Annotated in this window: 18 protein-coding genes and 1 pseudogene; 11 read left to right on the forward strand and 8 right to left on the reverse strand. The window is 60.8% G+C overall.

All coding sequences use genetic code 11. The features are described from left to right. Position 1: 1 nt before the first annotated feature. On the reverse strand, positions 2–1294 hold the full coding sequence (locus tag KVG87_RS01310; RefSeq protein ID WP_437180887.1) for an Nramp family divalent metal transporter: 1293 nt from the start codon (positions 1292–1294) through the stop codon (positions 2–4). A 274-nt stretch (positions 1295–1568) separates the two neighbouring features. Between KVG87_RS01310 and KVG87_RS01315 the strand changes: the two are divergent. Both KVG87_RS01315 and KVG87_RS01320 read left to right on the forward strand, forming a co-directional pair. Beyond that, a pseudogene (locus KVG87_RS01315) lies at positions 1569–2697 on the forward strand (lactonase family protein). Positions 2698–2815: 118 nt separating this feature from the next. Next, positions 2816–4057, forward strand: a complete 1242-nt coding sequence (locus tag KVG87_RS01320) for an MFS transporter (RefSeq protein WP_217848779.1) — start codon at positions 2816–2818, stop codon at positions 4055–4057. A gap of 1 nt (position 4058) precedes the next feature. Here the strand turns inward: KVG87_RS01320 and KVG87_RS01325 are convergent, their stop codons facing one another. Then, positions 4059–4286, reverse strand: coding sequence for a DUF2790 domain-containing protein (locus KVG87_RS01325; protein ID WP_217848781.1), 228 nt, complete (start codon positions 4284–4286; stop codon positions 4059–4061). A 30-nt stretch (positions 4287–4316) separates the two neighbouring features. Further along, complete coding sequence (gene rclC, locus KVG87_RS01330) at positions 4317–4892, reverse strand: reactive chlorine resistance membrane protein RclC (RefSeq protein ID WP_217848784.1); 576 nt, start codon at positions 4890–4892, stop codon at positions 4317–4319. 129 nt (positions 4893–5021) lie between these two features. Here rclC and KVG87_RS01335 point away from each other — a divergent pair, with 129 nt between their 5' ends. Both KVG87_RS01335 and KVG87_RS01340 read left to right on the forward strand, forming a co-directional pair. Further along, complete coding sequence (locus tag KVG87_RS01335; RefSeq protein WP_217848786.1) at positions 5022–5927, forward strand: AraC family transcriptional regulator; 906 nt, start codon at positions 5022–5024, stop codon at positions 5925–5927. A 155-nt stretch (positions 5928–6082) separates the two neighbouring features. Then, complete coding sequence (locus KVG87_RS01340) at positions 6083–6859, forward strand: alpha/beta fold hydrolase (RefSeq protein ID WP_217848788.1); 777 nt, start codon at positions 6083–6085, stop codon at positions 6857–6859. Positions 6860–6886: 27 nt separating this feature from the next. Here the strand turns inward: KVG87_RS01340 and KVG87_RS01345 are convergent, their stop codons facing one another. Together KVG87_RS01345 and KVG87_RS01350 are read right to left on the reverse strand one after the other, a co-directional pair. After that, entirely contained in the window at positions 6887–7807 is a 921-nt protein-coding gene (locus tag KVG87_RS01345; RefSeq protein ID WP_217848789.1) for a LysR family transcriptional regulator, read from the reverse strand. A 153-nt stretch (positions 7808–7960) separates the two neighbouring features. Continuing rightward, positions 7961–8590: a glutathione S-transferase family protein gene (locus tag KVG87_RS01350; protein ID WP_217848790.1), complete on the reverse strand. Its 630-nt coding sequence runs from the start codon at positions 8588–8590 to the stop codon at positions 7961–7963. Between the two features lie 285 nt (positions 8591–8875). On the opposite strand from KVG87_RS01350, the gene KVG87_RS01355 reads away from it, so the two are divergent. After that, positions 8876–10933 carry a 2Fe-2S iron-sulfur cluster-binding protein gene (locus KVG87_RS01355; RefSeq protein WP_217848791.1) on the forward strand — a complete coding sequence of 686 codons (2058 nt, stop codon included), beginning with the start codon at positions 8876–8878 and terminating at the stop codon, positions 10931–10933. Positions 10934–10949: 16 nt separating this feature from the next. Continuing rightward, positions 10950–11162 carry a hypothetical protein gene (locus KVG87_RS01360; RefSeq protein WP_130902660.1) on the forward strand — a complete coding sequence of 71 codons (213 nt, stop codon included), beginning with the start codon at positions 10950–10952 and terminating at the stop codon, positions 11160–11162. Here the strand turns inward: KVG87_RS01360 and gabP are convergent. Together gabP and KVG87_RS01370 are read right to left on the reverse strand one after the other, a co-directional pair. Next, positions 11159–12565, reverse strand: a complete 1407-nt coding sequence (gene gabP / locus KVG87_RS01365; protein WP_217848792.1) for a GABA permease — start codon at positions 12563–12565, stop codon at positions 11159–11161. The two genes, KVG87_RS01360 and gabP, sit on opposite strands and share 4 nt — an antisense overlap. 235 nt (positions 12566–12800) lie before the next feature. After that, on the reverse strand, positions 12801–14927 hold the full coding sequence (locus KVG87_RS01370) for a TonB-dependent siderophore receptor (RefSeq protein WP_217848793.1): 2127 nt from the start codon (positions 14925–14927) through the stop codon (positions 12801–12803). A 266-nt stretch (positions 14928–15193) separates the two neighbouring features. On the opposite strand from KVG87_RS01370, the gene paoC reads away from it, so the two are divergent. Further along, a complete protein-coding gene (gene paoC / locus KVG87_RS01375) occupies positions 15194–17404 on the forward strand; it encodes an aldehyde oxidoreductase molybdenum-binding subunit PaoC (RefSeq protein WP_217848795.1) in 2211 nt (736 codons plus the stop codon). A gap of 25 nt (positions 17405–17429) precedes the next feature. Further along, complete coding sequence (locus KVG87_RS01380) at positions 17430–17762, forward strand: hypothetical protein (protein WP_217848797.1); 333 nt, start codon at positions 17430–17432, stop codon at positions 17760–17762. Between the two features lie 424 nt (positions 17763–18186). Here KVG87_RS01380 and curR read toward each other — a convergent pair whose 3' ends face one another. After that, complete coding sequence (gene curR / locus KVG87_RS01385) at positions 18187–18771, reverse strand: TetR family transcriptional repressor CurR (RefSeq protein WP_217848799.1); 585 nt, start codon at positions 18769–18771, stop codon at positions 18187–18189. Positions 18772–18983: 212 nt separating this feature from the next. Here curR and KVG87_RS01390 point away from each other — a divergent pair, with 212 nt between their 5' ends. The 3 genes from KVG87_RS01390 to KVG87_RS01400 all read left to right on the forward strand — a co-directional run bounded on the left by KVG87_RS01390 (position 18984) and on the right by KVG87_RS01400 (position 22619). Then, positions 18984–19661, forward strand: a complete 678-nt coding sequence (locus KVG87_RS01390; RefSeq protein ID WP_217848801.1) for a type 1 glutamine amidotransferase domain-containing protein — start codon at positions 18984–18986, stop codon at positions 19659–19661. Between the two features lie 102 nt (positions 19662–19763). After that, positions 19764–20885 carry an alkene reductase gene (locus KVG87_RS01395; protein ID WP_125927083.1) on the forward strand — a complete coding sequence of 374 codons (1122 nt, stop codon included), beginning with the start codon at positions 19764–19766 and terminating at the stop codon, positions 20883–20885. Positions 20886–21080: 195 nt separating this feature from the next. Beyond that, entirely contained in the window at positions 21081–22619 is a 1539-nt protein-coding gene (locus KVG87_RS01400) for a cryptochrome/photolyase family protein (protein ID WP_217848803.1), read from the forward strand. The last annotated feature ends 6 nt before the right edge of the window (positions 22620–22625 follow it).

Below are 22625 nucleotides of genomic sequence, written 5' to 3' on the forward strand. Positions count from 1 at the left end.
ATCAAGTAAACAGATCAACGCCCAACTGGAACGCTACCCATAGCGCCAGACCTGTAGCAAACATCAGCGCGATGTTTTCAAACAGGTTGTTGCGGTATTGCTTGTCCAGCAGCGATTTCTGGTTGGACATGATCAGCAGGCCCAGGGAAATCACCGGTAAACCAATGATGTTCAATGCGCTGACACCAATGGTCAGAGTCACGAAATCCGGCATGCCCGGCATCGACCAGATCAGCGGCGTGACCAGGATGAACAGCATGAACCACTTGTGCATCGGGTCATGATGGAACTCTTTGCCGTACTTCTCGCGACGCTCAGGACGAACATGCTGGAAGGCATCGGTGATCAGCATCGGAAACGCTGTGGTCTTGCCTGAAATACTGGCGAACAGTGTCGCGAACACGCCGATGAAGAACACGTACCAGCCGATCGGGCCGAAGAAGATTTCCAGCGCTTTGCCCAGATCGCCCAAGGTTTTCACCTCGATGCCGTTGGGGCGGAGGATTTCCGCACCGACGATCCAGATCGCCAGGTTGATGATGATCCCGACGAACACCGCAAACAGCAGGTCGTTACGCTGAATGCGCTTGTGCTGCGGCCCGGTCCAGCCTTTCTGGCGCATGACATACGGGTGCACGAAGTTGGCAATCGAGCCGGCGACCGCGCCGATTACCGAGACCGCCACCAGCAACGCGCCATGCACGCCTTCGTCCGGTGGAATGCTGAAGCCGATGGTGCCTTTGATGATGCCTGTGACATCCGGGCCGGACATCACCGCCAGGGCGATGAACGCCAGGGTCATGATCGCCAGCAGCAGCTTCATCACGCCTTCGATCATCGTGTAGATGTTGCGCCCGACCAGCATCCAGACCGCCAGCACCACCGCCACCGAGCACAGCAATGGCTGATCGATCTTGAACAGCATCGCCAGCGACTCCCCTGCCCCCTTGATCATGTAGGCGTTCATCAAGTGCCCCATCAACAAGGCATAAACCAGCATGAACCAGGCAAACACCGGGTTGAGCTGGGCGTAGCCCTGCAGAATGGTCATGCCCTGGTTATTGCACAGCTGGAACCGGGCAATGATGTTGACGATCAAGTATCTCAACAGCAAAGAGACCGCCAGCACCCACATCATCGCGTAGCCGTAGTTCGCACCGGCCACTGAAGACGTGATGAGATCGCCCGCACCGAGCCACGACAGCACGGCGATAATGCCGGGGCCGAGCAGTTTCAGCGTACGCAGGAAAAGGTTTTGCGGTTTCGCAGCGGCCTGATGATCGAGTGGAGCCATGCTCGTCATAGGGGTATCTCCGTTATTGTTTTTGTGAGAGTTGTTGCACTGCGCACATTAGGTAGGATGTCGTACAACAACGCTAACAGGAGAGTATGTAAAAATGTTTCACAGCTCGCTGATTACCGTCCTGCTCGATCATTTCTGCTGATCAACATCCTCTAGTACGCGCCTATAAACTGGGCTAGGTGACGTTCCAGCTCCATGAAATAGACATTGAAGCCTTGGCCAATCACTCATAGGATGACTGATCACAACAACAATAAGGCCGGAAATGATGAAAAGAACCATCGCAATCGCTGCGCTCGCTTCAACCCTGAGCGTGACGGCCAATGCCGCCACCTATGCTTACATCTCAAGCCCCGGCGACGGTCTGATCTCGCAGTATCGCCTTGATCAGAGCAACGGCGCGCTTACCCTGGTCGAACAGATCCGGGCCGGTGATCAGGTCAATCCCATGGCGCTCACCCCGGATGGCGCTGTTTGCAGCCTTGCGCGTCAAACCCTTTCAGGTGCTGGGTTACCGGATCGATCGCCAAGGCGGTCACCTGACAAAGTTCACCCAAGCGCCTCTGGCAGAGAGCATGGCCTACCTGTCGACCGATCGACAAGGTCGCTACCTGCTCGCCGCGTCCTACGGCGCCGACACCCTTAGCGTTCAGAAGATCGGCAAGGATCAGCAACCTTCCGCCGATATCGTTCGCTACAAGACCGGCCTGCATGCCCATTCAATTCGCACCGAGCCGAGCAATCGCTTTGCCTACGCTGGCAACCTGGGCACCGACAAGGTGCTGCAATATCGCCTGGATGCCGAGACTGGCGAGCTCAGCCCGATCGGCAACGGCTCGGTCAGCGTCCCGGACAACACCGGCCCCCGGCACCTGGCGTTCTCGCCCAACGGCAAATTCCTTTACGTGGTCGGTGAAATGAGCGGCACCGTGACGGCGTTTTCAATCGACGACGCCAGCGGCGCGTTAACGCAAATCGCTGTGGCCAACGGCATTCCCGAACGCTTGCAACTGGCCCAAGGCGAAGTCCGTGATGCGCGCAACAACGACCTCAAAGACGACCCGACCCCGCGCATCTGGGCTGCCGACCTGCGCATGTCGCCGGATGGAAACCTGCTGCTGATGAGTGAGCGCACCAGCAGCAGCGTTTCGGCATTTGCCGTGGATCCGGCATCAGGAGCACTCAAGTTCCTCGATAACTACCCGGTGCAAGAACAGCAACCGCGAAATATCGCCTTCTCCCCCGATGGCCACTGGCTGCTGGTGACGGGCGAGAAAAGCGCCAAGGTCGGTACGTACGCGGTCAGCAAGGATGGCGCGCTGAAGCGTGTCGGTGAAGCGGCCTCCGGCAAAGGCGCGTTATGGATCGAAGTACTGCAAACGCCTGACGCATGAATATCTGCGGAGCAGCAAATGCTCCGCCGTCCTGCAACTAATCCCCCGCCGCTTCGGTCATTAAGTTTGCCGAGGTTGATACATTTACGCAGACCTCACTTTCAAGAGACTGCCCAACGTGATCAGCCATCTCGATCGCCGCAACAACCGCTCGCTGGACAGTCTGAATTTCTTTCTCGCCGATGTCCGCGACGGCCTCGGGCCGTACCTCGCCATCTACTTGCTCGCCGTGCACCACTGGGACCCGGCCAGCATCGGTGTAGTCATGACCCTCGCCGGTATCGCCGCGCTGGTCACGCAGACACCGGCCGGTGCGCTGGTTGACAACAGTCGGGCGAAACGGGCGCTGGTCATCATCGCCGCGCTGTTGGTCACGGTGAGTTGTCTGCTGCTGCCGTTCATTTCGTCATTCAGTCTGGTGGCGTTGACTCAAGCCTTGAGCGCGGCGGCAGCATCTATTTTTGCCCCGGCCATTTCCGCGATCACCCTGGGGATCACCGGCCCACGAGCATTCACCCGGCGTACAGGTCGCAACGAGACGTTCAACCATGCCGGCAACGCGTGCGCAGCGTTATTGGCCGGTTTGTTTGCCTATCTGTTTGGTCCGGTGGCGGTGTTTTATTTGATGGCGGTCATGGCGCTGGCCAGCGTGATTGCCGTGCTGTTCGTCTCGGCCGAGGCGATTGATCATGACGTCGCACGCGGGTTGCAGCCTGGCGATCAAAGCCATCAGCCGTCCGGGTTCAAGGTACTGCTGAGCAATCGCCCGTTGCTGATGTTTGCCCTGTGCTGCGCGCTGTTCCACTTGGCCAACGCGGCGATGCTGCCGCTGGTGAGCCAGAAACTCGCCCAAGCCAACTTGCACATGGCCACGCCGCTGACGTCGGCGTGTATCGTCGCTGCGCAACTGGTGATGGTGCCGATGGCGCTGCTGGCCGGCGCGAAAGCCGATGTCTGGGGGCGCAAACCGTTATTGCTGGCGGGTTTTCTGATCCTGCCGCTGCGCGGGTTGCTCTACACCTTCTCGGATGATCCGTACTGGCTGGTCGCGGTGCAGTTGCTCGACGGCGTCGGCGCTGGTTTGTTCGGCGCGCTGTTCCCGGTGATGGTCAAGGATCTGACCCTCGGCTCCGGGCATTTCAATGTCAGCCTCGGCGCGCTGACCACAGCGTTTGGCCTGGGCGCGGCGCTGAGCAATGGGCTGGCCGGTTTTGTCGTTGAGGCCGCCGGTTACAGCGCGGCATTCCTGACCCTTGCCGGGGTTGCAGCGGCAGCGTTCCTGCTGCTGTTAATCGCTGTTCCGGAAACGCTGCAGCGGACTGAGAAAATTGAGTCCGCTGCGGTTATGGGCCAAACCTGAGCTAATCGCCACCGCAGCCATTGCCGAGCACGTTGTAAGTGGCGACATGCCGCTGACCGTGGCTGTCTTCATAGACGACCTCCACCGGAACAATTCCGCAGGCGGCGCTGGTGTCGGTGATGCTGATGGTTTTGGCGATATCCAGTGGCACGCCGGTTTGTGCAGGTTCGGTGGCGGCGAACACGTTGCCGGCGAGGATGGTCAGGGTCAAAGCAATAAACGTTTTCATCGTGTGATCTCTCTATAAAGGATGAGGAATTCAGGCCTGACGTTCAGTCAGCAATTGGCGCGCGGAATCGGCCATGATCGGCAGCGCTCCGGCGAGCATCAGGACGTCTTTGAGCACCAGTCGTCCGGCACCGGACAGATAGGGAAAGCCGTGCTGACCATCACCCAGCGCAGCGACCCAGGCTTCAGGTGTGGTGATCAGAAAGCTCAGGGTCACCAGCGGCGTGGCGAACGCCAAGGCACCGCCGAGCAAGCCGGTACGGCGGGAAAGCGGGTTGGACAGGACCAGCAGACCGATGAGGATTTCCACCACGCCAAGCCCGGTGGAAAAGCCGTAGGTGTTGTTCGCGGTCTGCCAGGCGCGCTTGTCGGCGTTCAGCTCGCCCTCATGGGTCAGGTGCGCCTTGTAGTCCTGCGGGTGTTCGTAGAAGAACGACATCACCGGGCTGTTGGCGACGAAGGGCGTGATGCTGTCGGCTTCGTACGGGACGAATTTCAGCGCGCCGATCCACAGGAAGACGATGGCGATGGCCACGCGCATCAGCGGGATGCCGAGGCGATCGAGTTTGCCAAGCTGTTGTAGTCCGGCATTGATTGAGGTGAACATGCGACTTCTCCAGATCAATGAAAGTGAGTGGAGTCAGTCTGCGGTGCTACCGAATCGCGCTTTTGTCGGTCATGCTCAACGTCTTGCTCGATCGTCTCAACTTTGCGGATTCCTTCGTGATGGGTGCCAATGAACTCGCTCGATAAGCTCATCAGCCTGGCCAACGTGCGCGGCAGCCTCGATCTGCGTTGCCAGTTCCAAGGTGATTGGGCACGTGATCACCCACAGGAAGCCTTGGGCAAGGCGCCCTATCACATCGTGCTCAAAGGTGAATGCCGGGTAGAACTGGCCAGCGGGCAACGCCTGGCGATGCGCGCTGGCGATATTCTTTTGTTGCCACGGGGCAAGCCGCATGTGCTGCACAGCGGCGGTAAAGATGTAGCGCCAATGCTGCCAACGCTGATTCCAGGCGGGGTGTTGCCGATCTATCGGCTGGGTGGCGCGAGCGCCGATCTGGACATGCTCTGCGGTGGCTTTCATTACAACCGCGCGTCGATGCTGTTCGCCGCCCTCCCCGATTACCTGTTGATTGCCAACGATGGCTTGCCGATTGATGCGCCACTGACCGCCCTGATTGCGCTGTTGCGCAGCGAAGCCGACAGCGAACAGCCGGGCGCGCGGTTCCTCCTCGATTCACTGTCCCAAGCCTTGTTCACCTTGATTCTGCGTGCGCACCTGGCCCGTGCGGAGCAGGACAAGAGCACCCTGGCGCTGCTCGGCGACCAGCGCCTCGGCCGCACCTGTCAGGCGATACTGGCCGACCCGGCGCACGAGTGGACCATCGAAGCCATGGCCGACACCGCGAACATGTCTCGTGCAACGTTCATGCGCACCTTCGCCCGGGTCGCTGGCGTGTCGCCGTGGGTGCTGCTGACCCACCTGCGCATGGAGCTGGCGTTCAGCCTGCTCAGCCATTCGCATCTGGGCCTGAATGACATTGCCGTGCAGGTCGGCTACCAGTCGCAAGCTGCATTCAGCAAGAAATTCAAGGAAATCTACGGCGAGGCCCCGGGCAAGATCCGCCGCGCGATCTGAGCGGATGGGTCGCTTTGTATCAGCGTGTAGCATTTGCCGACACAGATACATACGCATGCGAAGTTCGGCCGTGCGCACACACAACTGACACATTTAGCGCGCTAAATACCACTGTCGCTTCAATTCCTACCTTAACCAATCGACAGGACATCACCATGAACAAAGTCTTCGCTACCCTCGCCCTTACCGCCGCCATGTTTGGTGCCACCGCCGCCTTCGCCGCCCCCGTTAAACCGACCGTGGTACTGGTGCACGGCGCCTTTGCCGATTCGAGCAGCTGGAACGGCGTCGTCAAGATTCTCGAGAAGGATGGCTACCCGGTGATCGCCGCTGCCAACCCGCTGCGCTCGGTCAAGGGTGATGCGCAATCGGTGGCGGATGTGCTGGCCAGTGTGAAAACTCCGGTGGTGCTGGTCGGGCACTCTTACGGTGGCCCGGTGATCAGCGAAGCCGCTTACGGCAATGCCAATGTCAAAGCGCTGGTGTACGTCGCCGCGTTCGCCCCGGAAAAGGGTGAAACCGCAGCCGAATTGTCCGGCCGCTTCCCTGGCAGCACCCTTGGCCCGACCCTGTCGGCCCCGGTTGAGCTGGCCGATGGTGGCAAGGATTTGTACATCCAGCAGGACAAATTCCATGAGCAGTTCGCAGCCGATGTTTCCCGGGCAGATGCGAAGTTGATGGCCGCGACTCAGCGCCCGGTGACCGTCGCCGCGCTCAACGAAGCCGCCACCGAGCCTGCATGGAAAACCGTGCCGTCGTACTTCGTCTACGGTGACCAGGACAAGAACATCCCGGCGCAAGCCCTGGCGTTCATGGCCGAGCGCGCGCACTCCAAGCAGACCGTCGTGGTCAAAGGCGCGTCGCACGTGGTGATGGTGTCCAACCCGAAAGCCGTTGCCAGCCTGATCGAAACCGCTGCGGCCGCGAAGTGATTCATCGCTGAATTGAAACTTGAAGCCTTAGACGTGAACCCTGTTCACGGCTTTCAGCGCTGGATGATGTTGTAGACGTTCGCTGAGGAAATCGACAAACGTGCGCACCTTCGCCGGTACGCGCGGATGTTTCAGATAGACCAGTTGCACCGGTAACGCCGGCGGCTCAAAGGCCTGCAACACCAATTCCAGTTCACCGGCCGCAACCTGGCTGGCGACTTGATAAGACAGCACCCGGGTAATGCCCCAACCGGAACTGGCGATGTTGATTGCCGCCTGATTCGCGGTGACCACCAGGCGCGGTTCGAAGCGAAAGCTCAACGGGCCGTCGGCATGGGCGAATTGCCAATCGCTGAGCAAATGACTGGCGGACGACATGACGATATTGGCGCGGCTCAGCTCGTTCGGATGTTGCGGTCGGCCATAGCGGGCGAAGTAATCGGGGGTGCCGCAGATCACCTGACGGACCTCGCCGACCTTGATTGCATGCTGATTGTTCTCGTGCAAATGGCCGATGCGCACGGCGACATCGATACCCTCTTCCGCCATGTTCACCACGCGATCAACCAGCAAAGCCTTCAGATGCACCGAAGGAAACGCATCGACGTATTGCGCCAGCAACGGCGCGATGAACAACTCGCCAAACAACACCGACGCGGTCACGCTCAAGTGCCCGCACGGCACCCGATAACTGCCGGCAGCGGCCTCTTCGGCTTCGTCGACGTCGCACAGAATTCTTCGGCAATCGTCCAGATAACGATGCCCGGCTTCGGTCAGGTGCAGGCTGCGCGTGGTGCGCGACAACAGACGCGTGCCGATGCGTTGTTCCAGCGCAGCAATGGCGCGGGTGACGCTGGGTGGCGAGGTGTTCAAACGCCGGGCCGCCGCCGCAAAGCCACCCTCCTCGGCCACGGCCAGGAACATGCGCATTTCCTGAAAACGATCCATAGACGGGAACCTGTAAAAAACTTCGAAAACACAGTGAAATCATGTGGGAGCGAGCCTGCTCGCGAAGGCATTCTGTCAGTCAACATCACCGTTGCATGACACACCGCTTTCGCGAGCAGGCTCGCTCCCACAGGATATGTGCATCGTTGTGAATCAAGCGCTTTGCAGGCCCACCGCTGTGCGCTGCATGCCGACGAATTTCGGCAGCGCCTCGACCCGCGCTAGCCACGACCGCACATTCGGATATTCATCCAGCGAGACATTGCCTTCCGGCGCGTGGGCGACGTAAGTGTAGGCGGCCACATCGGCAACGGTTGCCTTGTCGCCGGCAAGGAATGCGCTGTTGGCCAACTCGTCTTCCATCACCTGCAACAACGCATGGGAACGCTTGATCGCGTCAGCTGCGTCGTAACCGGCGCCGAACACTGTGATCAAACGCGCTGTGGCCGGGCCGGAGCTGATCTGCCCGGCGGCCACCGATAACCAGCGTTGCACCTTGGCTTGCTCGACCGGATCGCTCGGCAGCCACTGGCCGTTGCCGTATTTGCTCGCCAGATAAACAAGAATGCCGTTGGAATCAGCGAGCACCGTACCGTTGTCGTCAATCACCGGCACTTGGCCGAAACGGTTGAGGGCGAGGAATTCAGGCGTTTTGTGTGCGCCCTTCATCAGGTCGACGAACACCAGTTCGGTCGGAACGTCCAGCAGGGACAGCATCAACTCGACACGATGCGAGTGGCCGGACAACGGATGGCGATACAGTTTGACGGCTGACTGGGACATGACGTGCTCCTGGATTATTTGAGGTCGACCCGCTGATCGTGTCGATGGGGCTCATCCTGCTCCCCTGCCGCAAATCGCGGAATCCTCAGCCAATACAATCGAGCATTTCAGCCAGTGAAATAATCACCCGCCTCCTTAGGCGCGCGCAGGGATCATTTCACCGAGTGAAACAGTGGATTGCAGTTTCTGGCCATTCCCTCGCAACCGGCCGAGGGCGAACATGAGCCCACTTGAGCTTCAGCCCCTGGCGGCTCACCGGCCCGTTTGCACCCGAGGAGAATCGAAATGGACACAGCGTCGAAACCGCAGCCCTCGCCCTGGCATGAAGGTGAGCTGACCCTGCAACGTGCCGTCGGCGCGGTGGAGATGATGGTCGGTGTCGGCCAGCGGCAACTGGCCCGCGACTGGATGCCGGACCAGCACCGCGAGTTCTATGCGCAACTGCCCTTCGTCGTGCTCGGCGCCGTCGACAGCCAGGGCGATCCGTGGGCGACGCTGCGCACCGGTCAACCGGGGTTCATGGATTCGCCGTCACCAGACGTTCTGAAGATCAAACTCGACGCGCAGCCCAACGACCCGGCCAATCAAGGCCTGCAACCCGGCGATGCGATCGGCATGCTCGGCATCGAGCTGCACACCCGTCGGCGCAATCGCATGAACGGCAATATCAGCCGCCGCGAGGACGACAGCCTCGAGATCAGCGTGACCCAGGCTTACGGCAACTGCCCGCGCTACATCAATCTGCGCCACTACGCGTTCGTCGATGAGACCACCGACAACGCGCTCGACTTGCCGGTCAGCGAACCCTTGGTACGCGACATGATCACTGCCGCCGACTCGTTCTACGTGGCCACTTACGTGGTGCGCGACGGCGAGCGCCAAGTCGATGTGTCCCATCGCGGTGGCAAATCCGGCTTCGTGCACATGGACGAGGACGAGGACGGCACCCTGACCATCCCGGATTTCTCCGGCAATCTGTTCTTCAACACCTTGGGCAACATCCTGCTCAACCCGCGCGCCGGGCTGACTTTCATCGATTTCGAAAGCGGCGATCTGTTGCAGATGACCGGCAGCGCAGAAGTGCTGCTCGACGATCCGCAAATCGCCGCGTTCCAGGGCGCCGAGCGCCTGTGGCGCTTCAAGCCGCAGCGCATCGTTTACCGTCAGGCCGCATTGCCACTGCGCTGGGCCGAGCAGCCGGAAGGCGATTCGCCCAATTCGCAAATGACCGGCAGCTGGGAGCAGACCCGCGAGCGTCTGCAGGCCGAGGCGCTGCGCAACCAATGGCGCGCGCTGCACGTCACGCGGGTGGTCGATGAGAGTCCGCAGATCCGTTCGTTTTATCTGCAAGCCAACGATGGCTTCGGCCTGCCGCGCTTCGAACCGGGCCAGCACTTGCCGATCAAGGTCTTGCTCGACGGCCAAGATGCCGCGTCGATCCGCACCTACAGCGTGTCCAGCGCGCCGTCGGACGAGTTTCTGCGTATCAGCGTCAAACGCGACGGCTCGGTGTCTTCGCATCTGCATGATCGGGTCCAGGCATTGGACTTGATCGAAGCCCGCGCGCCGCAAGGCGACTTCACCGTCGACGCCACCGAACGCCGGCCACTGGTGCTGTTGGCCGCCGGGGTTGGGGTGACGCCGCTGCTGTCGATGCTGCGCGAAGTGGTCTATCAGGGCAAACGCATCAGTCGCATGCGCCCGACCTGGGTGGTGCAAAGCAGTCGCACCGTCGAGGATCTGGCCTTTCGCGATGAAATCGACGCCTTGGCTGCGCGTGCAGGTGACAAGGTCAAGGTGCTGCGCGTGGTCAGCCAGCCGCCGCTGGAAGCAACAGCGCAGGGTTACGATCATGCCGGGCGCATCGACATCGCCTTGCTGAAAAGCCTGCTGCCGCTGGATGACTACGATTTCTACCTGTGCGGCCCGGGCAGTTTTACCCAGGCGCTGTACGACGGCTTGCGCAAAATGCGCATTCCCGATGATCGCATCCACGCCGAAACCTTCGGCCCGTCGACGCTGATCCGCGATGTCGAAATCAGCACCCCGGCGCCGCCGCAAGTGCCGGTCGCTGAAGAACCGGTCAAGGTGTTGTTCGCCACTTCCGGCAAGGAAGCACGCTGGGAACCGGGCAGCGGCACCTTGCTGGAACTGGCCGAGGCACGTGGCTTGAACCCGGAGTTCAGCTGTCGCGGCGGCTCGTGCGGCACCTGCAAAACCCGCCTTACCAGCGGCCAGGTGCATTACCTCACCCCGCCGGCCATGCGCCTGGCGGACGACGAAGTGCTGATCTGCTGCGCCGCCCCGGCGCAGGGCAGCGAAACCCTGGTGCTGGACGTTTGAATTGAGGAGGTGCGCCATGAAGCCGTATGCAGAAACCAACGTCGTTTGGCCGCAAGAGAAAACCGGACTGTCCGCCAGTGAATGCGAACGCAGCTTTTTGCTGCCGCAACTGATGGGCTCGCTCGCCGGTGAAACCTGCGCGTTGACGGGCTCATTCAATCAACGTGAGCATCTGCCTTCGAGCCCGAACGGCTGGTTTTCCCGCGGGCTCAAGGCGTTGTTTGCTTAGGCTTTGCTCACCGCAACCACCCTGCCCTCCGGCCCATGCTGGCGGCTGGTGACCAGGCCAATGAACGAGATCAGCAGCGCCAGGCCAATGGTCGAAGTCACTTCCAGGCGATGTTCAGGGGTGATCATCATCACTGCCAACGCCGCGCAGATAAAGGCGATGACCAGCCAGGTGAGCCAGGGAAACAGCCACATGCGCAGGGTCATTTCGACCTTTTCCCGTTCCAGTCGGCGGCGCATGCGCAACTGCGAAATGGCGATCACCAGATACACCAGCAAGGCGATTGCGCCGGAGCTGGCGAGCAGGAACTGGAACAGCCCGGCCGGCATGAAATAGCTGAGCAAGGTCACGCCTGCGCCAATCACCGTGCTGGCAATGACCGCCGCACGTGGCACGCCGGCCGCCGAAGTCACCTTCAATGCCGGCGGCGCATCGCCGCGTCGGCCCAGCGAATAGAGCATGCGCGAGGAAATGTAGATCGACGAGTTCATGCAACTGGCCACCGCGATCAATACGACCACGTCGACGAGGAATTTGGCGTTGGGGATGTTCATCAGTTCCAGTGCGCGCTGGTAGGAACCGACCGAGGCGAGTTGCGGGTCATTCCACGGCACCACGGAAATCACCACGAAGATCGACAGCAGATAGAAAATGCCGATGCGCCAGATCACCGAACGCGTGGCCTTGGCGATGTTCTGCGCCGGATTGTTCGACTCCGCAGCGGCGATGGTCACCGCTTCGGTGCCGATGAAACTGAACATGATGGTGATGAACGCGCCGACCACCGCCGACATGCCGTTGGGCGCAAAGCCGCCGTGCTCGGCCATCAGCGTGCTCAAGCCACTGGCTTCACGCTCGGGAATCCAGCCCATCAGCACCGCAAAGCCCAAGCCGATGAAACCGATGATTGCGATGACCTTGGCCATGGCGAACCAGAATTCGAACTCGCCGTATTTCGACACGCTGAACAGGTTGGTGATCACCAGCAGCACGATCGACAGCAAGGCGAACAACCACGCATCGACCTGGGGAAACCACTGATTGAGCACGTGCCCGGCGGCCAGTGCTTCGATGGGAATCACCAGCACCCAGAACCACCAGTAGAGCCAGCCGATGGTGAAGCCGGCCCAGCGGCCAATGGCTTGATCGGCGTAGGTGGAAAACGAGCCGGTGTCGGGGTGCGCCACGGCCATTTCGCCGAGCATGCGCATGACCAGCACGACCAAGAGACCGGAGAACAGATAAGCGAGCAGCACCGCAGGTCCTGCGGCGGCGATGGCGTGGCCTGAGCCGACGAAAAGTCCTGCGCCGATGATGCCGGCAATGGAAAGCATGGTGACGTGACGCGGTTTGAAACCTTGCGCCAACTGACCGTTGGAGTCCTTGGGGTTCAGGCTAGTCATGGGTTCTTATTGTTCTCATGATCGACGTTTGGGCCACTGACTGAGCGTCAGGCGATCATCATTTCCGGTGTCGGCATCAGGCGAAAGCTGCGACGCAGACGCTTTGCCGACGAAATGATGCTTCACCTTACGTGGCCCGGCCGCCGCGCAACTAGCCTGAGTGCGGCATGCCGATGTCTGATTTCGACATGCCACTCTCAGGCCAGCATGGGGCTGCGGCAACCGCTGCGGCGATTTACAGCGTGTAGGAAATCCCCACCTGCACGGTTCGCGGCGCGCCCGGGTAGGCGTAAACGTTGCCGAAGGCGCCTTCTTCGTAGTCGCGATCGAAGATGTTTTTCACATCGAGATTGAGCCGCACCTTGTCGTTGATCTTGTAGAAGCTCAGCAGGTCGACCACGGTGTAACTGCCCATGGAAAACGCGGTGTTGGACGTCTGCCCGGCGCGCTCGTCGACGTATTTCAGGCCAGTGCCAAGGCCAAGGCCTTTGAGCGTGCCGTCCTGGAATTCGTACATATTGAGCAGGCTGAAGCTGTTCTTCGGGATGTTCAGCAGGCGCGTGCCGGAGCGCAGCGTGTTGTCCTTGGTCACCTCGGCGTCGACGTAAGCGTAACCGCCGACCACTCGCCACTCCGGGGTGAGGTTGCCGGTGACGTTGACGTCGAAACCACGGCTGCGTACTTCACCAGCGGCGACGCTGAAGGTCGAATCCTCCGGGTCGGTGGTCAGCACGTTGCGTTTTTCGATCTGGTAGATCGCCGCGTCGACGCTCAACTGCTGATCCAGCGCTTCCCACTTGACGCCCATCTCGTACGACTTGCCTTTCTCTGGAGCGAAGCCGCCGCCTTCGCGACTGGCGCCGGTGTTGGGCTTGAACGAGCGCGCGGTGTTGGCGTAGATCGCCAGGGTATCGGTCAAATCGTAGGTCACGCCGATACGCGGGGTGACGGCGTTGTCGCTGGCCTGCCAGCTCTTGCCGCCGGGCACGTAGGTTTCGTAATCGTGCTCGAAGCGCTCGAAACGTGCGCCGGCCAGCACTTTCAGCTTGTCGGTGAGGGCTACCTGATCCTGCACGAATGCCGCGTAGGTCTTGAGGTTCTCTTTGTCGTGGGTCGGCGTGCGGGTCAGGGCCGGGCGTGGCTGGCCGTAAACCGGATTGAAGATGTCGATCGGGTAGGCACTGACCGCGCCGCTGGAGCGCTGGATGATCGACTTGTAATCGTAATCTTCGTACTCGATGCCGGTGAGCAAGGTGTGCTGCAGACCGCCAGTATCAAAATGCCCGGTGAGGTTAAGCTGGGTGTCCTTGTCGGTCCATTCCAGCTTGCGGTAGTTGAAGTTGCGCCCCAGCGTGCGGCCGTCAGCGGCAATGCCGTTGGCCTCGATCGCATTACCCTTGAGCGAGCCGTCGAGCCACTGGAAACCGCCGCCTAGGGTCCAGTCGTCGTTGAGCATGTGCTCGAAACGCAGTTGCGCCATGTTGTTGTCGTTGTGCAGTTTGCCGACGTCTTTCTCGCCGAAGAAGGTATCGCGCGAGGCGGTGCCGATCTGCGCCGGGTAGCGCGTCACGCCACGATCGAGCGGCGCGTTGTTGCGCATGAAATCGCCTTCGAAAATCAGCTTGGTCGCGTCGGTGGCCTGCCAGGTCAGCACCGGCGTGATGCCGTAGCGCTCGGTCTCGACATGATCGCGGAAGGTGTCACCGCCCTCGCCCACCACATTCAAGCGATAGGCCAGACGCCCTTCTTCATCCAGCGGCCCGGATGCGTCGAGGGTGCCGCGCTTCATGCCTTGGTCGTTCAATTGGCTGCCTAACGTAACGGTGCGCTCGGGCAACGGCTGTTTCGACACCACGTTGAAGGTACCGCCGGGATCGCCACGGCCATAGAGCATGGTCGCCGGACCGCGCAGCACTTCCAGACGCTCGATGGTATTGGCGTCGGGCATGTTCGGGTAGCCACGGTTGATCGGGAAACCGTTGCGGTAGAACTCACCGGTGGTGAAGCCGCGCACGGTGAAGGTGGTCAGGCCCTGCCCGCCGAAATTGTTCGCGCGACCGACGCCGCCAGCGTAATCCAGCGCATCCTGCAAACGCGTGGCGCCGAGGTCTTCGACGGCGTCCTTGGTCACCACGCTAATTGACTGCGGGGTTTCATGAATCGAAGTGTCGGTGCGCGTGGCGCTGGCGGAACGCGTCGCGCGGTAGCCTTGAACCGGGCCGTCTGCCCGTTCGTAATCCGCTGTGCCGACCACATCGGTGGCTTCCAGCTCAAGCGTTGAAGAAGTCGGTTCGGCTGACTCAGCCCACGAGGAAGAAGACAACGCCTGCAGCACACAAATGGAAAGCAGAGTTCGACGCATGAGGTGAAAACCTTTACGAATAGGCCAGAACGAAGGGCAAAACCGCCAGTGAAAACGTCGCGCATGGTATACGGTCGCATTAGTAATTGAAACGTATTCCTATTTGTCATGTTGATCAGGATTGGTGAGCGAGATTCATCACTCCATCCTGAAACCGCGCATTATCAGTGGCGCGTCGATGGCCTAGGCTCGTAGAGATCCGACGTCAATCGATGGCTGCGCCGCGCTACGTGGGCGTCGCTAGCCTGTCTGAAAGGAATTTGCAGATGAAATTCGACACCCCGGCCTCCTCCAATCCGATCGACCAGCTGAACGTCATCGGCCAACCTGCCGACCGCATCGACGGCAAGCTGAAAACCACCGGCACCGCTCCCTACGCCTACGAGCAAAACGCAGCGGTGCCGGACGCCGCCTATGGCTATATCGTCGGCACCGGGATCGGCAAGGGGCGCATTGCCTCGATCGATTCGACGCAAGCGCGTGAAGCGTCCGGGGTGATTGCCATCGTCACTTACGAAAACGCCGGGCCATTGGCCAAAGGCGAGTTTTATGTAGCCAGGGCGTTGGCCGGGCCGCAGGTCGATCACTATCACCAGGCCGTGGCGATTGTCGTCGCGGACACCTTCGAACAGGCCCGCGCGGCCGCCGGCTTGCTCGACATCCGCTACGTGGCCGAACCAGGTTCCTTCGATCTGGAGGCGGCGAAAGACTCCGCAACCCCACCGCCACCGGCCGGTTTCGGCCCGCCGCCGCAGACCAGCGCCGGTGACTTTGAAGGCGCCTTCAACGCTGCGCCCGTGCAAATCGATCAGCACTACAGCACGCCTGACCAGGCCCACGCGATGATGGAACCGCACGCAACCATTGCCCGCTGGAGCGGCACGCAGTTGACCTTGTGGACATCGATCCAACAGATCAACTGGGGCGTGCGCGATCTGGCGAAAACCCTCGGCATCGCCAAGGAAGATGTGCGCCTGATCTCGCCGTATATCGGCGGTGGTTTCGGCGGTAAGGGCACGATTCTTTGCGACGCAGTGTTGGCATCCCTGGCCGCTCGACATGCCGGGCGACCGGTGAAAGTCGCGCTGCCGCGGCCGCTGATGTTCAACAACCTGACCCATCGTCCGGCGACGCTTCAGCGCCTGCGCATCGGTGCCAACCGTGACGGCGTGATCACGGCGATCGGCCACGAGAGCTGGTCGGGCAATCTGCGCGGCGGACGCGCCGAAGCGGCTACCGCGTCAACCCGATTGCTTTACGCCGGTGCCAATCGCATGACCCGTTTGAATCTCGCCGTGCTTGATCTCGCCGAGGGTTCGGCGATGCGCGCGCCGGGCGAGGCACCGGGGATGATGGCGCTGGAAATCGCCATGGATGAACTGGCCGAAAAGCTGCAGATGGATCCGCTGCAGCTGCGCATCCTCAACGACTCGCAGGTCGATCCGGAGCAACCGGCGCGGCCGTTCTCCAAACGGCAGTTGGTGGAATGCCTGAACACTGGCGCCGAACGCTTTGGCTGGCGTCAGCGCAACCCTCAACCCGCTCAGCGCCGTGAGGGCGGTTGGCTGATCGGCATCGGGCTGGCCTCGGCGATTCGCGGCGCACCGACGACCGCTTCGGCGGCGCGGGTGCGACTCGATCGTCAAGGCGTCATCACCGTGGAAACCGACATGACCGACATCGGCACCGGCAGTTACACCATCATCGCCCAGACCGCTGCCGAAATGATGGGCGTGCCGCTGGACCGTGTCGTGGTGCACTTGGGCGATTCGCGGTTTCCGGAATCGTCGGGCTCCGGCGGCCAGTGGGGCGCAGCCTCCTCCACTGCCGGCGTGTATGCCGCGTGCATGAAACTGCGTGAAGCCGCTGCTCGCGCCGTCGGGTTTGGCCCGCAGCAAGCCGAGTTTGTCGACGGGCAAATTCGCGCAGGCTCGCAGCAGGTTGCCTTGGCTCAGGCCGCAGCCAATGGCGAGCTGACGGGCGAGGACCGCATGGAATACGGCGATCTGGCCGAGCGTTTTGCCCAGCAGACTTTCGGCGCGCATTTCGCCGAGGTCGCGGTCAATGCGGCGACCGGCGAAATTCGCCTGCGTCGGCAACTGGCCGTGTGCGCCGCCGGGCGCATCCTCAACCCGAAAACCGCGCGCAGCCAGATCATCGGCGGCATGACCATGGGCGCCGGCGCGGCATTGATGGAAGAGCTGGCGGTGGATCATCGAATCGGCTTTTTCGTCAATCACGATCTGGCCGGATACGAGGTGCCGGTGCACGCCGACATTCCCCATCAGGAAGTAATCTTTCTCGATGAAGTCGACCCGTATGCCACCCCGTTGAAAGCCAAAGGCGTTGGCGAGTTGGGTATCAGCGGCGCGGCGGCGGCGATCGCCAATGCGATCTATAACGCTTGCGGCGTGCGGGTGCGCGATTATCCGATTACGCTGGATAAACTCATCGGCGAGTTGTCCTACCCGGTCTGAGACTGGATCACGCGGGATATCGCCCATGTACCCCACCACCCCCGATGGCCGCTATTTTGTGGTCAAGCAACAGCTATGGCGTTGCAGCAATCCAGCGCTGCCAGCCGCCGAGCGTGAGGCGTTTGTAGCCGAACTCATGTCAGCGCGGCGTGCGGTCAGAGAGGCGAAGCGTGGCGACGATGCACAGGCGTTGAAGTCAGCGAGAGCTCGCGTCAACGACGCCAAAGTCGCGCTGGGTGAGCGCGGGCCGGTGTGGTGGGATGACGGCAGCCCGGATTACAACCGATTCAAAGTGAGCAATACGCCGTACGCGCAGTGGTTTGCCCAACTGCCTGAAGAGGACAGCAGTTCTGCCTGAGTTTTGAATGGCCTGCTGATCTCCAATTCCACCAATCAACACAGATCTCCTGTGGGAGCGAGCCTGCTCGCGAATGCATTGGGTCAGTTAAAGAAGATGTTGGATGTGCCGCCGTCTTCGCGAGCAGGCTCACTCCCGCAGGATTGGGGATTGAATGAAGATCGATGGTTCAGCACGAAACAGTGTAGGAGTGAGCCTGCTCGCGATTGCGTTGGATCAGGCAATGAAGATGTTGAATGTGCCGCCGTCTTCGCGAGCAGGCTCGCTCCCACAGGATTGGGGATTGAATAAAGATCGATGGTTCGGCCCATAACAGTGTGGGAGCGAGCCTGCTCGCGAATGCATTGGGTCAGTTAAAGAAGATGTTGGATGTGCCGCCGTCTTCGCGAGCAGGCTCACTCCTACAAGGGATCTGCGGCGAGGCTCAGACTCGCAGCAACTGCCGGGTCATCGCCATCGAAGTTTCCAGCGACTGTCCGGTGCGCTGCAATTTGTTCAGCAGGCTGGCACCGAGCCAGAGCTGATACAGCGTCTCCGCCAACTTGCGCGCATCGCCCTCCGGCAGGCTTTTGTCGGTCTGGCCTTGTTCGATGCATTCGGTGATGCGCGCGACGATGCGTTCGGCACCGTCGCGCAAGGTCAGGCGCATTGATTCGGACAGGTCGGCGACTTCGGCGCTGAGTTTCACCACCAGGCATTCATCGCCGTGGCCTTCGAGGGTGCAGCGGTTCTGCCAGCCCTGCCAGTAATCCATCAAACGCTCGAAGGCAGTCAGCCCAGGCGATGTCAGGCGGCGCTCCATATCGGCAAGGTAGTCGACAAAGTAATCCTCGAGCAGCGCCTGGCCGTACAACTCCTTGGATTTGAAGTAGTGATAGAACGAGCCCTTCGGCACGCCGGCGGTCTGCAGGATCTCGTTGAGGCCGACGCTGGTGAAGCCCTTCTCGGCCATCATCCGGTGGCCGGTGTCGAGCAAGTGTTGGCGGGTGTCGTCAAAGGTCGGCTTCATGGTGCGCAAAATTCCAGACAATAGACCAGTCGTATAGTTTTCAGGACCGGGAGTTTGCCATAACCGACGGGCAAAAACATTTTCTGAAAAAATTACTAGACGACTGGTCTAATTGGAAACTATGCTGCGCCCCGACACACAAATTCATGCGGCACCGACATCAAGCGAATCCCTCGCCTCTTGCCGATGCCAGACCAACCCAAGGGTGCTCTATGAAAATCTTGATGGTTCTGACTTCCCACGATCAGCTCGGCAACACTGGCAAGAAAACCGGTTTCTGGCTGGAAGAGTTCGCCGCGCCCTACTACGCCTTCAAGGACGCCGGCGCCGACGTCACCCTGGTATCGCCTGCCGGCGGCCAGCCGCCGCTCGATCCGAAAAGCGATGAGCCAAGCGCGCAGACTGCCGAAACCGATCGCTTCCGCGCTGATCCGGCCGCACAACAGGCACTCGCCACCACCGGCCGTTTGGCTGACGTGAAGGCTGAGGATTTCGACGCAGTGTTCTACCCAGGTGGCCACGGCCCGCTGTGGGATCTGGCCGAAGACAAGGCCTCGATCGCGCTGATCGAAGCCTTCGACCGCGCCAACAAACCTCACGGTTTTGTCTGCCACGCACCCGGCGTATTGCGTCATGTGGTGCGCGCTGACGGCCAGCCGATCGTCAAAGATCGCGACGTCACCGGTTTCACCAACGCCGAAGAAGCTGCTGTTGGTCTGACTGACGTGGTGCCGTTCCTCATCGAAGACGAGTTCCAGCGTCTGGGCGGGCGTTACTCGAAAGTCGCCGACTGGCAGGTGCATGTGGTCGCTGACGGTCAACTGGTCACCGGCCAGAACCCGGCCAGCTCCTCCGCCGTTGCCGAAAAGCTGTTGAAAATGCTCGGCTGAATCCATTGCTCCAACCCGATCAACGCCGCGTGCGTACAGCCCGGCGTTGTTTTTTTGCCCAGTCACTAGTCGACTGGTCTAATCAGATTCAAGGCTTACTCCATGAATAATGCTTTCTTCACGCCTGCCAAATTGGGCGCCCACACCCTGAAAAACCGCATCGTCCTGCCGCCCCTCACCCGCCAGCGCAGTACGCAACCGGGCAATGTCGCCAACGAATTGATGGCCGAGTATTACCAGCAGCGCGCCGGTGCCGGTTTGCTCGTCACCGAAGGCACGCAGATCGAACCGCGCGGCCAAGGTTATGCGTGGACGCCGGGCATTCACACGCCGGAACAGATCGCCGGTTGGCGCAAAGTCACCGAGGCGGTGCACGCGGTGGATGGGGTGATCTTCGCCCAGCTCTGGCATGTCGGTCGGGTCTCGCACACGGCGTTGCAGCCCAACGGCGATGCGCCGGTGTCGGCCTCTGCGGTCGCCACGGACCGCGTCAGCGTGTTCATCGAAACCGCGCCAGGTGTCGGTGAACTGGTGCCGCCGTCCGCTCCGCGCGCGTTGAGCACCGATGAAGTGCAGGAACTGATTCAGCTGTACATCCAGGCCGCGCGCAACGCGATGGATGCGGGTTTCGATGGCATCGAACTGCACTGCGCCAACGGTTATCTGGTCAACCAGTTCATCTCCGCCCACAGCAACCTGCGCACCGACCAATACGGCGGCTCACTGGATAATCGCTTGCGCTTTTTGCGCGAAGTGGTGGCCGGCGTCGCCGAATGCATCGGCAAGGACAAGGTCGGTGTGCGTTTCGCGCCGTTGTTCACTACCACCGATGAAGCGCGGACGTATCTGGGCCTGGTCGAGGAAGATCCGCACACAACTTACATTGCCGCGATCAAGATTCTTGAAGACGTCGGCATCGCCTACCTGTCGATCGCCGAAGCCGACTGGGACAACGCGCCAGCGATGCCGCAGACCTTTCGCCAGGCCGTGCGCGACACGTTCAGCGGCGCGATCATTTATGCCGGGCGCTACACCGCCAAAACCGGCGCGCAATTGCTTGAGTCGGGGCTGGCCGATCTCGTTGCGTTTGGCCGACCGTTTATGGCCAACCCGGACCTGCCGGCGCGGATTGCCAATGACTGGCCGTTGAATCAGTTGAATCCGGCGACGGTGTATGGCGGCGGTGCCGAGGGTTATATCGACTATCCGACCTACCCCGCCTAAGAACCCCAAACAAGTTCCTGTGGGAGCGAGCCTGCTTGCGAAGGCGGTGGGTCAGTCAGCACTTGTATTGACTGACAGGACGCTTTCGCGAGCAGGCTCGCTCCCACAATAGGATGTCAGTGGCCGCTAAAACCTATACATATCAAACAATCTGTATAACTATTGGAGTTCGAATCGTTCACCGGACTTCGCTCCATGCCCCCTGCCCACCGTTTGCTCCTGATCCTCGGCGACCAGCTGTCTTTCGACCTGGCCTCCCTGCAGCCACTCGATCCCCAGCAAGACCTGCTGCTGATGGTCGAGGTCATGGAGGAAGCGACCCACGTCGCCCATCATCCGCAAAAGATCGCCCTGATCTTCAGCTCCATGCGCCACTTTGCCGAGGCGTTGCGCGATAAAGGCTACCGCGTCCAATACGTCCGCCTCGACGACCCGGATAACAGCGGCTCCATCCCCGGCGAATTGCAGCGCTGGCAAACCCTCACCGGCGCAGAAGAGATTCATATCACCGAATGCGGCGACTGGCGCCTTGAGCAGTCAATCAAAGATTCGGGCTTGCCCGTGCACTGGCATTCAGACAGCCGCTTCCTCTGCTCCCGCGAAGAGTTCTCCAATTGGGCCAGCGGCAAGAAACAGCTGCGCATGGAGTTCTTCTACCGCGAGATGCGGCGCAAGAGTCGGCTGCTGCTTAATGGTGACGGCACGCCGGTCGGCGGTGCGTGGAATTTCGATGCGGAGAATCGCAAGGCGCTGCCCAAACACGCCAAACCGCCCTACCCGGCGCGTTTCGCCAATGACGCAATCACCCAAGAGGTGCTGGCGTTGGTCGGCGAGCGCTTCGCCAGCCATTACGGCACGCTGGATGACTTCAATTACCCGGTGACCCACGCCGATGCTCAGGCCCTGTGGCAATACTTTCTCGACTACGCGCTGGCCGGCTTCGGTGATTACCAGGACGCCATGGCCAGCGACGAACCGTTCCTGTTTCACGCGCGGATCAGCGCGGCGCTGAACATCGGCCTGCTCGATTTGCGCCAGCTGTGCAGCGATGTCGAGGCGGCGTACTGGTCGGGGAGCATTGGCCTCAACGCTGCCGAAGGCTTCATTCGGCAACTGATCGGCTGGCGTGAATACGTGCGCGGCGTGTACTGGCTGAAGATGCCGGACTACGCCGAGGGCAACGTGTTTGGCAACTCGCGTCCGCTGCCGGAGTTCTACTGGACCGGGCAGACACAGATGAACTGCATGCGCCAGGCCATCGGCCAAAGCCTGCAACATGCCTACGCCCACCACATTCAGCGCCTGATGGTCACCGGTAACTTTGCCTTGCTCGCCGGGATTGCGCCGAAGGAAATCTGTGAGTGGTATCTGGCGATCTACATGGACGCTTTCGACTGGGTCGAACTGCCCAACACCCTCGGCATGGTCATGCACGCCGACGGCGGTTATCTCGGCTCCAAGCCTTACTGCGCCAGCGGCCAGTACATCAATCGAATGTCGGATTACTGCGGCGACTGCGCCTACAAGGTCAAGGAAAGCAGCGCGGACGATGCCTGCCCGTTCAATGCGCTGTACTGGCATTTCCTCATGCGCCACGGCGACATCCTGCGCGGCAATCAGCGCATGGGCATGATGTACAAGAACCTCGACCGCATGCCGCTGGCCAAGCAGGATGCGCTGTGGCAACGCGGGCAGACGCTGTTGGCCAAACTGGATAAGGGCGAAGCTTTCTAGCGCGCC

The sequence above is a fragment of the Pseudomonas siliginis genome (assembly GCF_019145195.1).
GTDB lineage: Bacteria > Pseudomonadota > Gammaproteobacteria > Pseudomonadales > Pseudomonadaceae > Aquipseudomonas > Aquipseudomonas siliginis.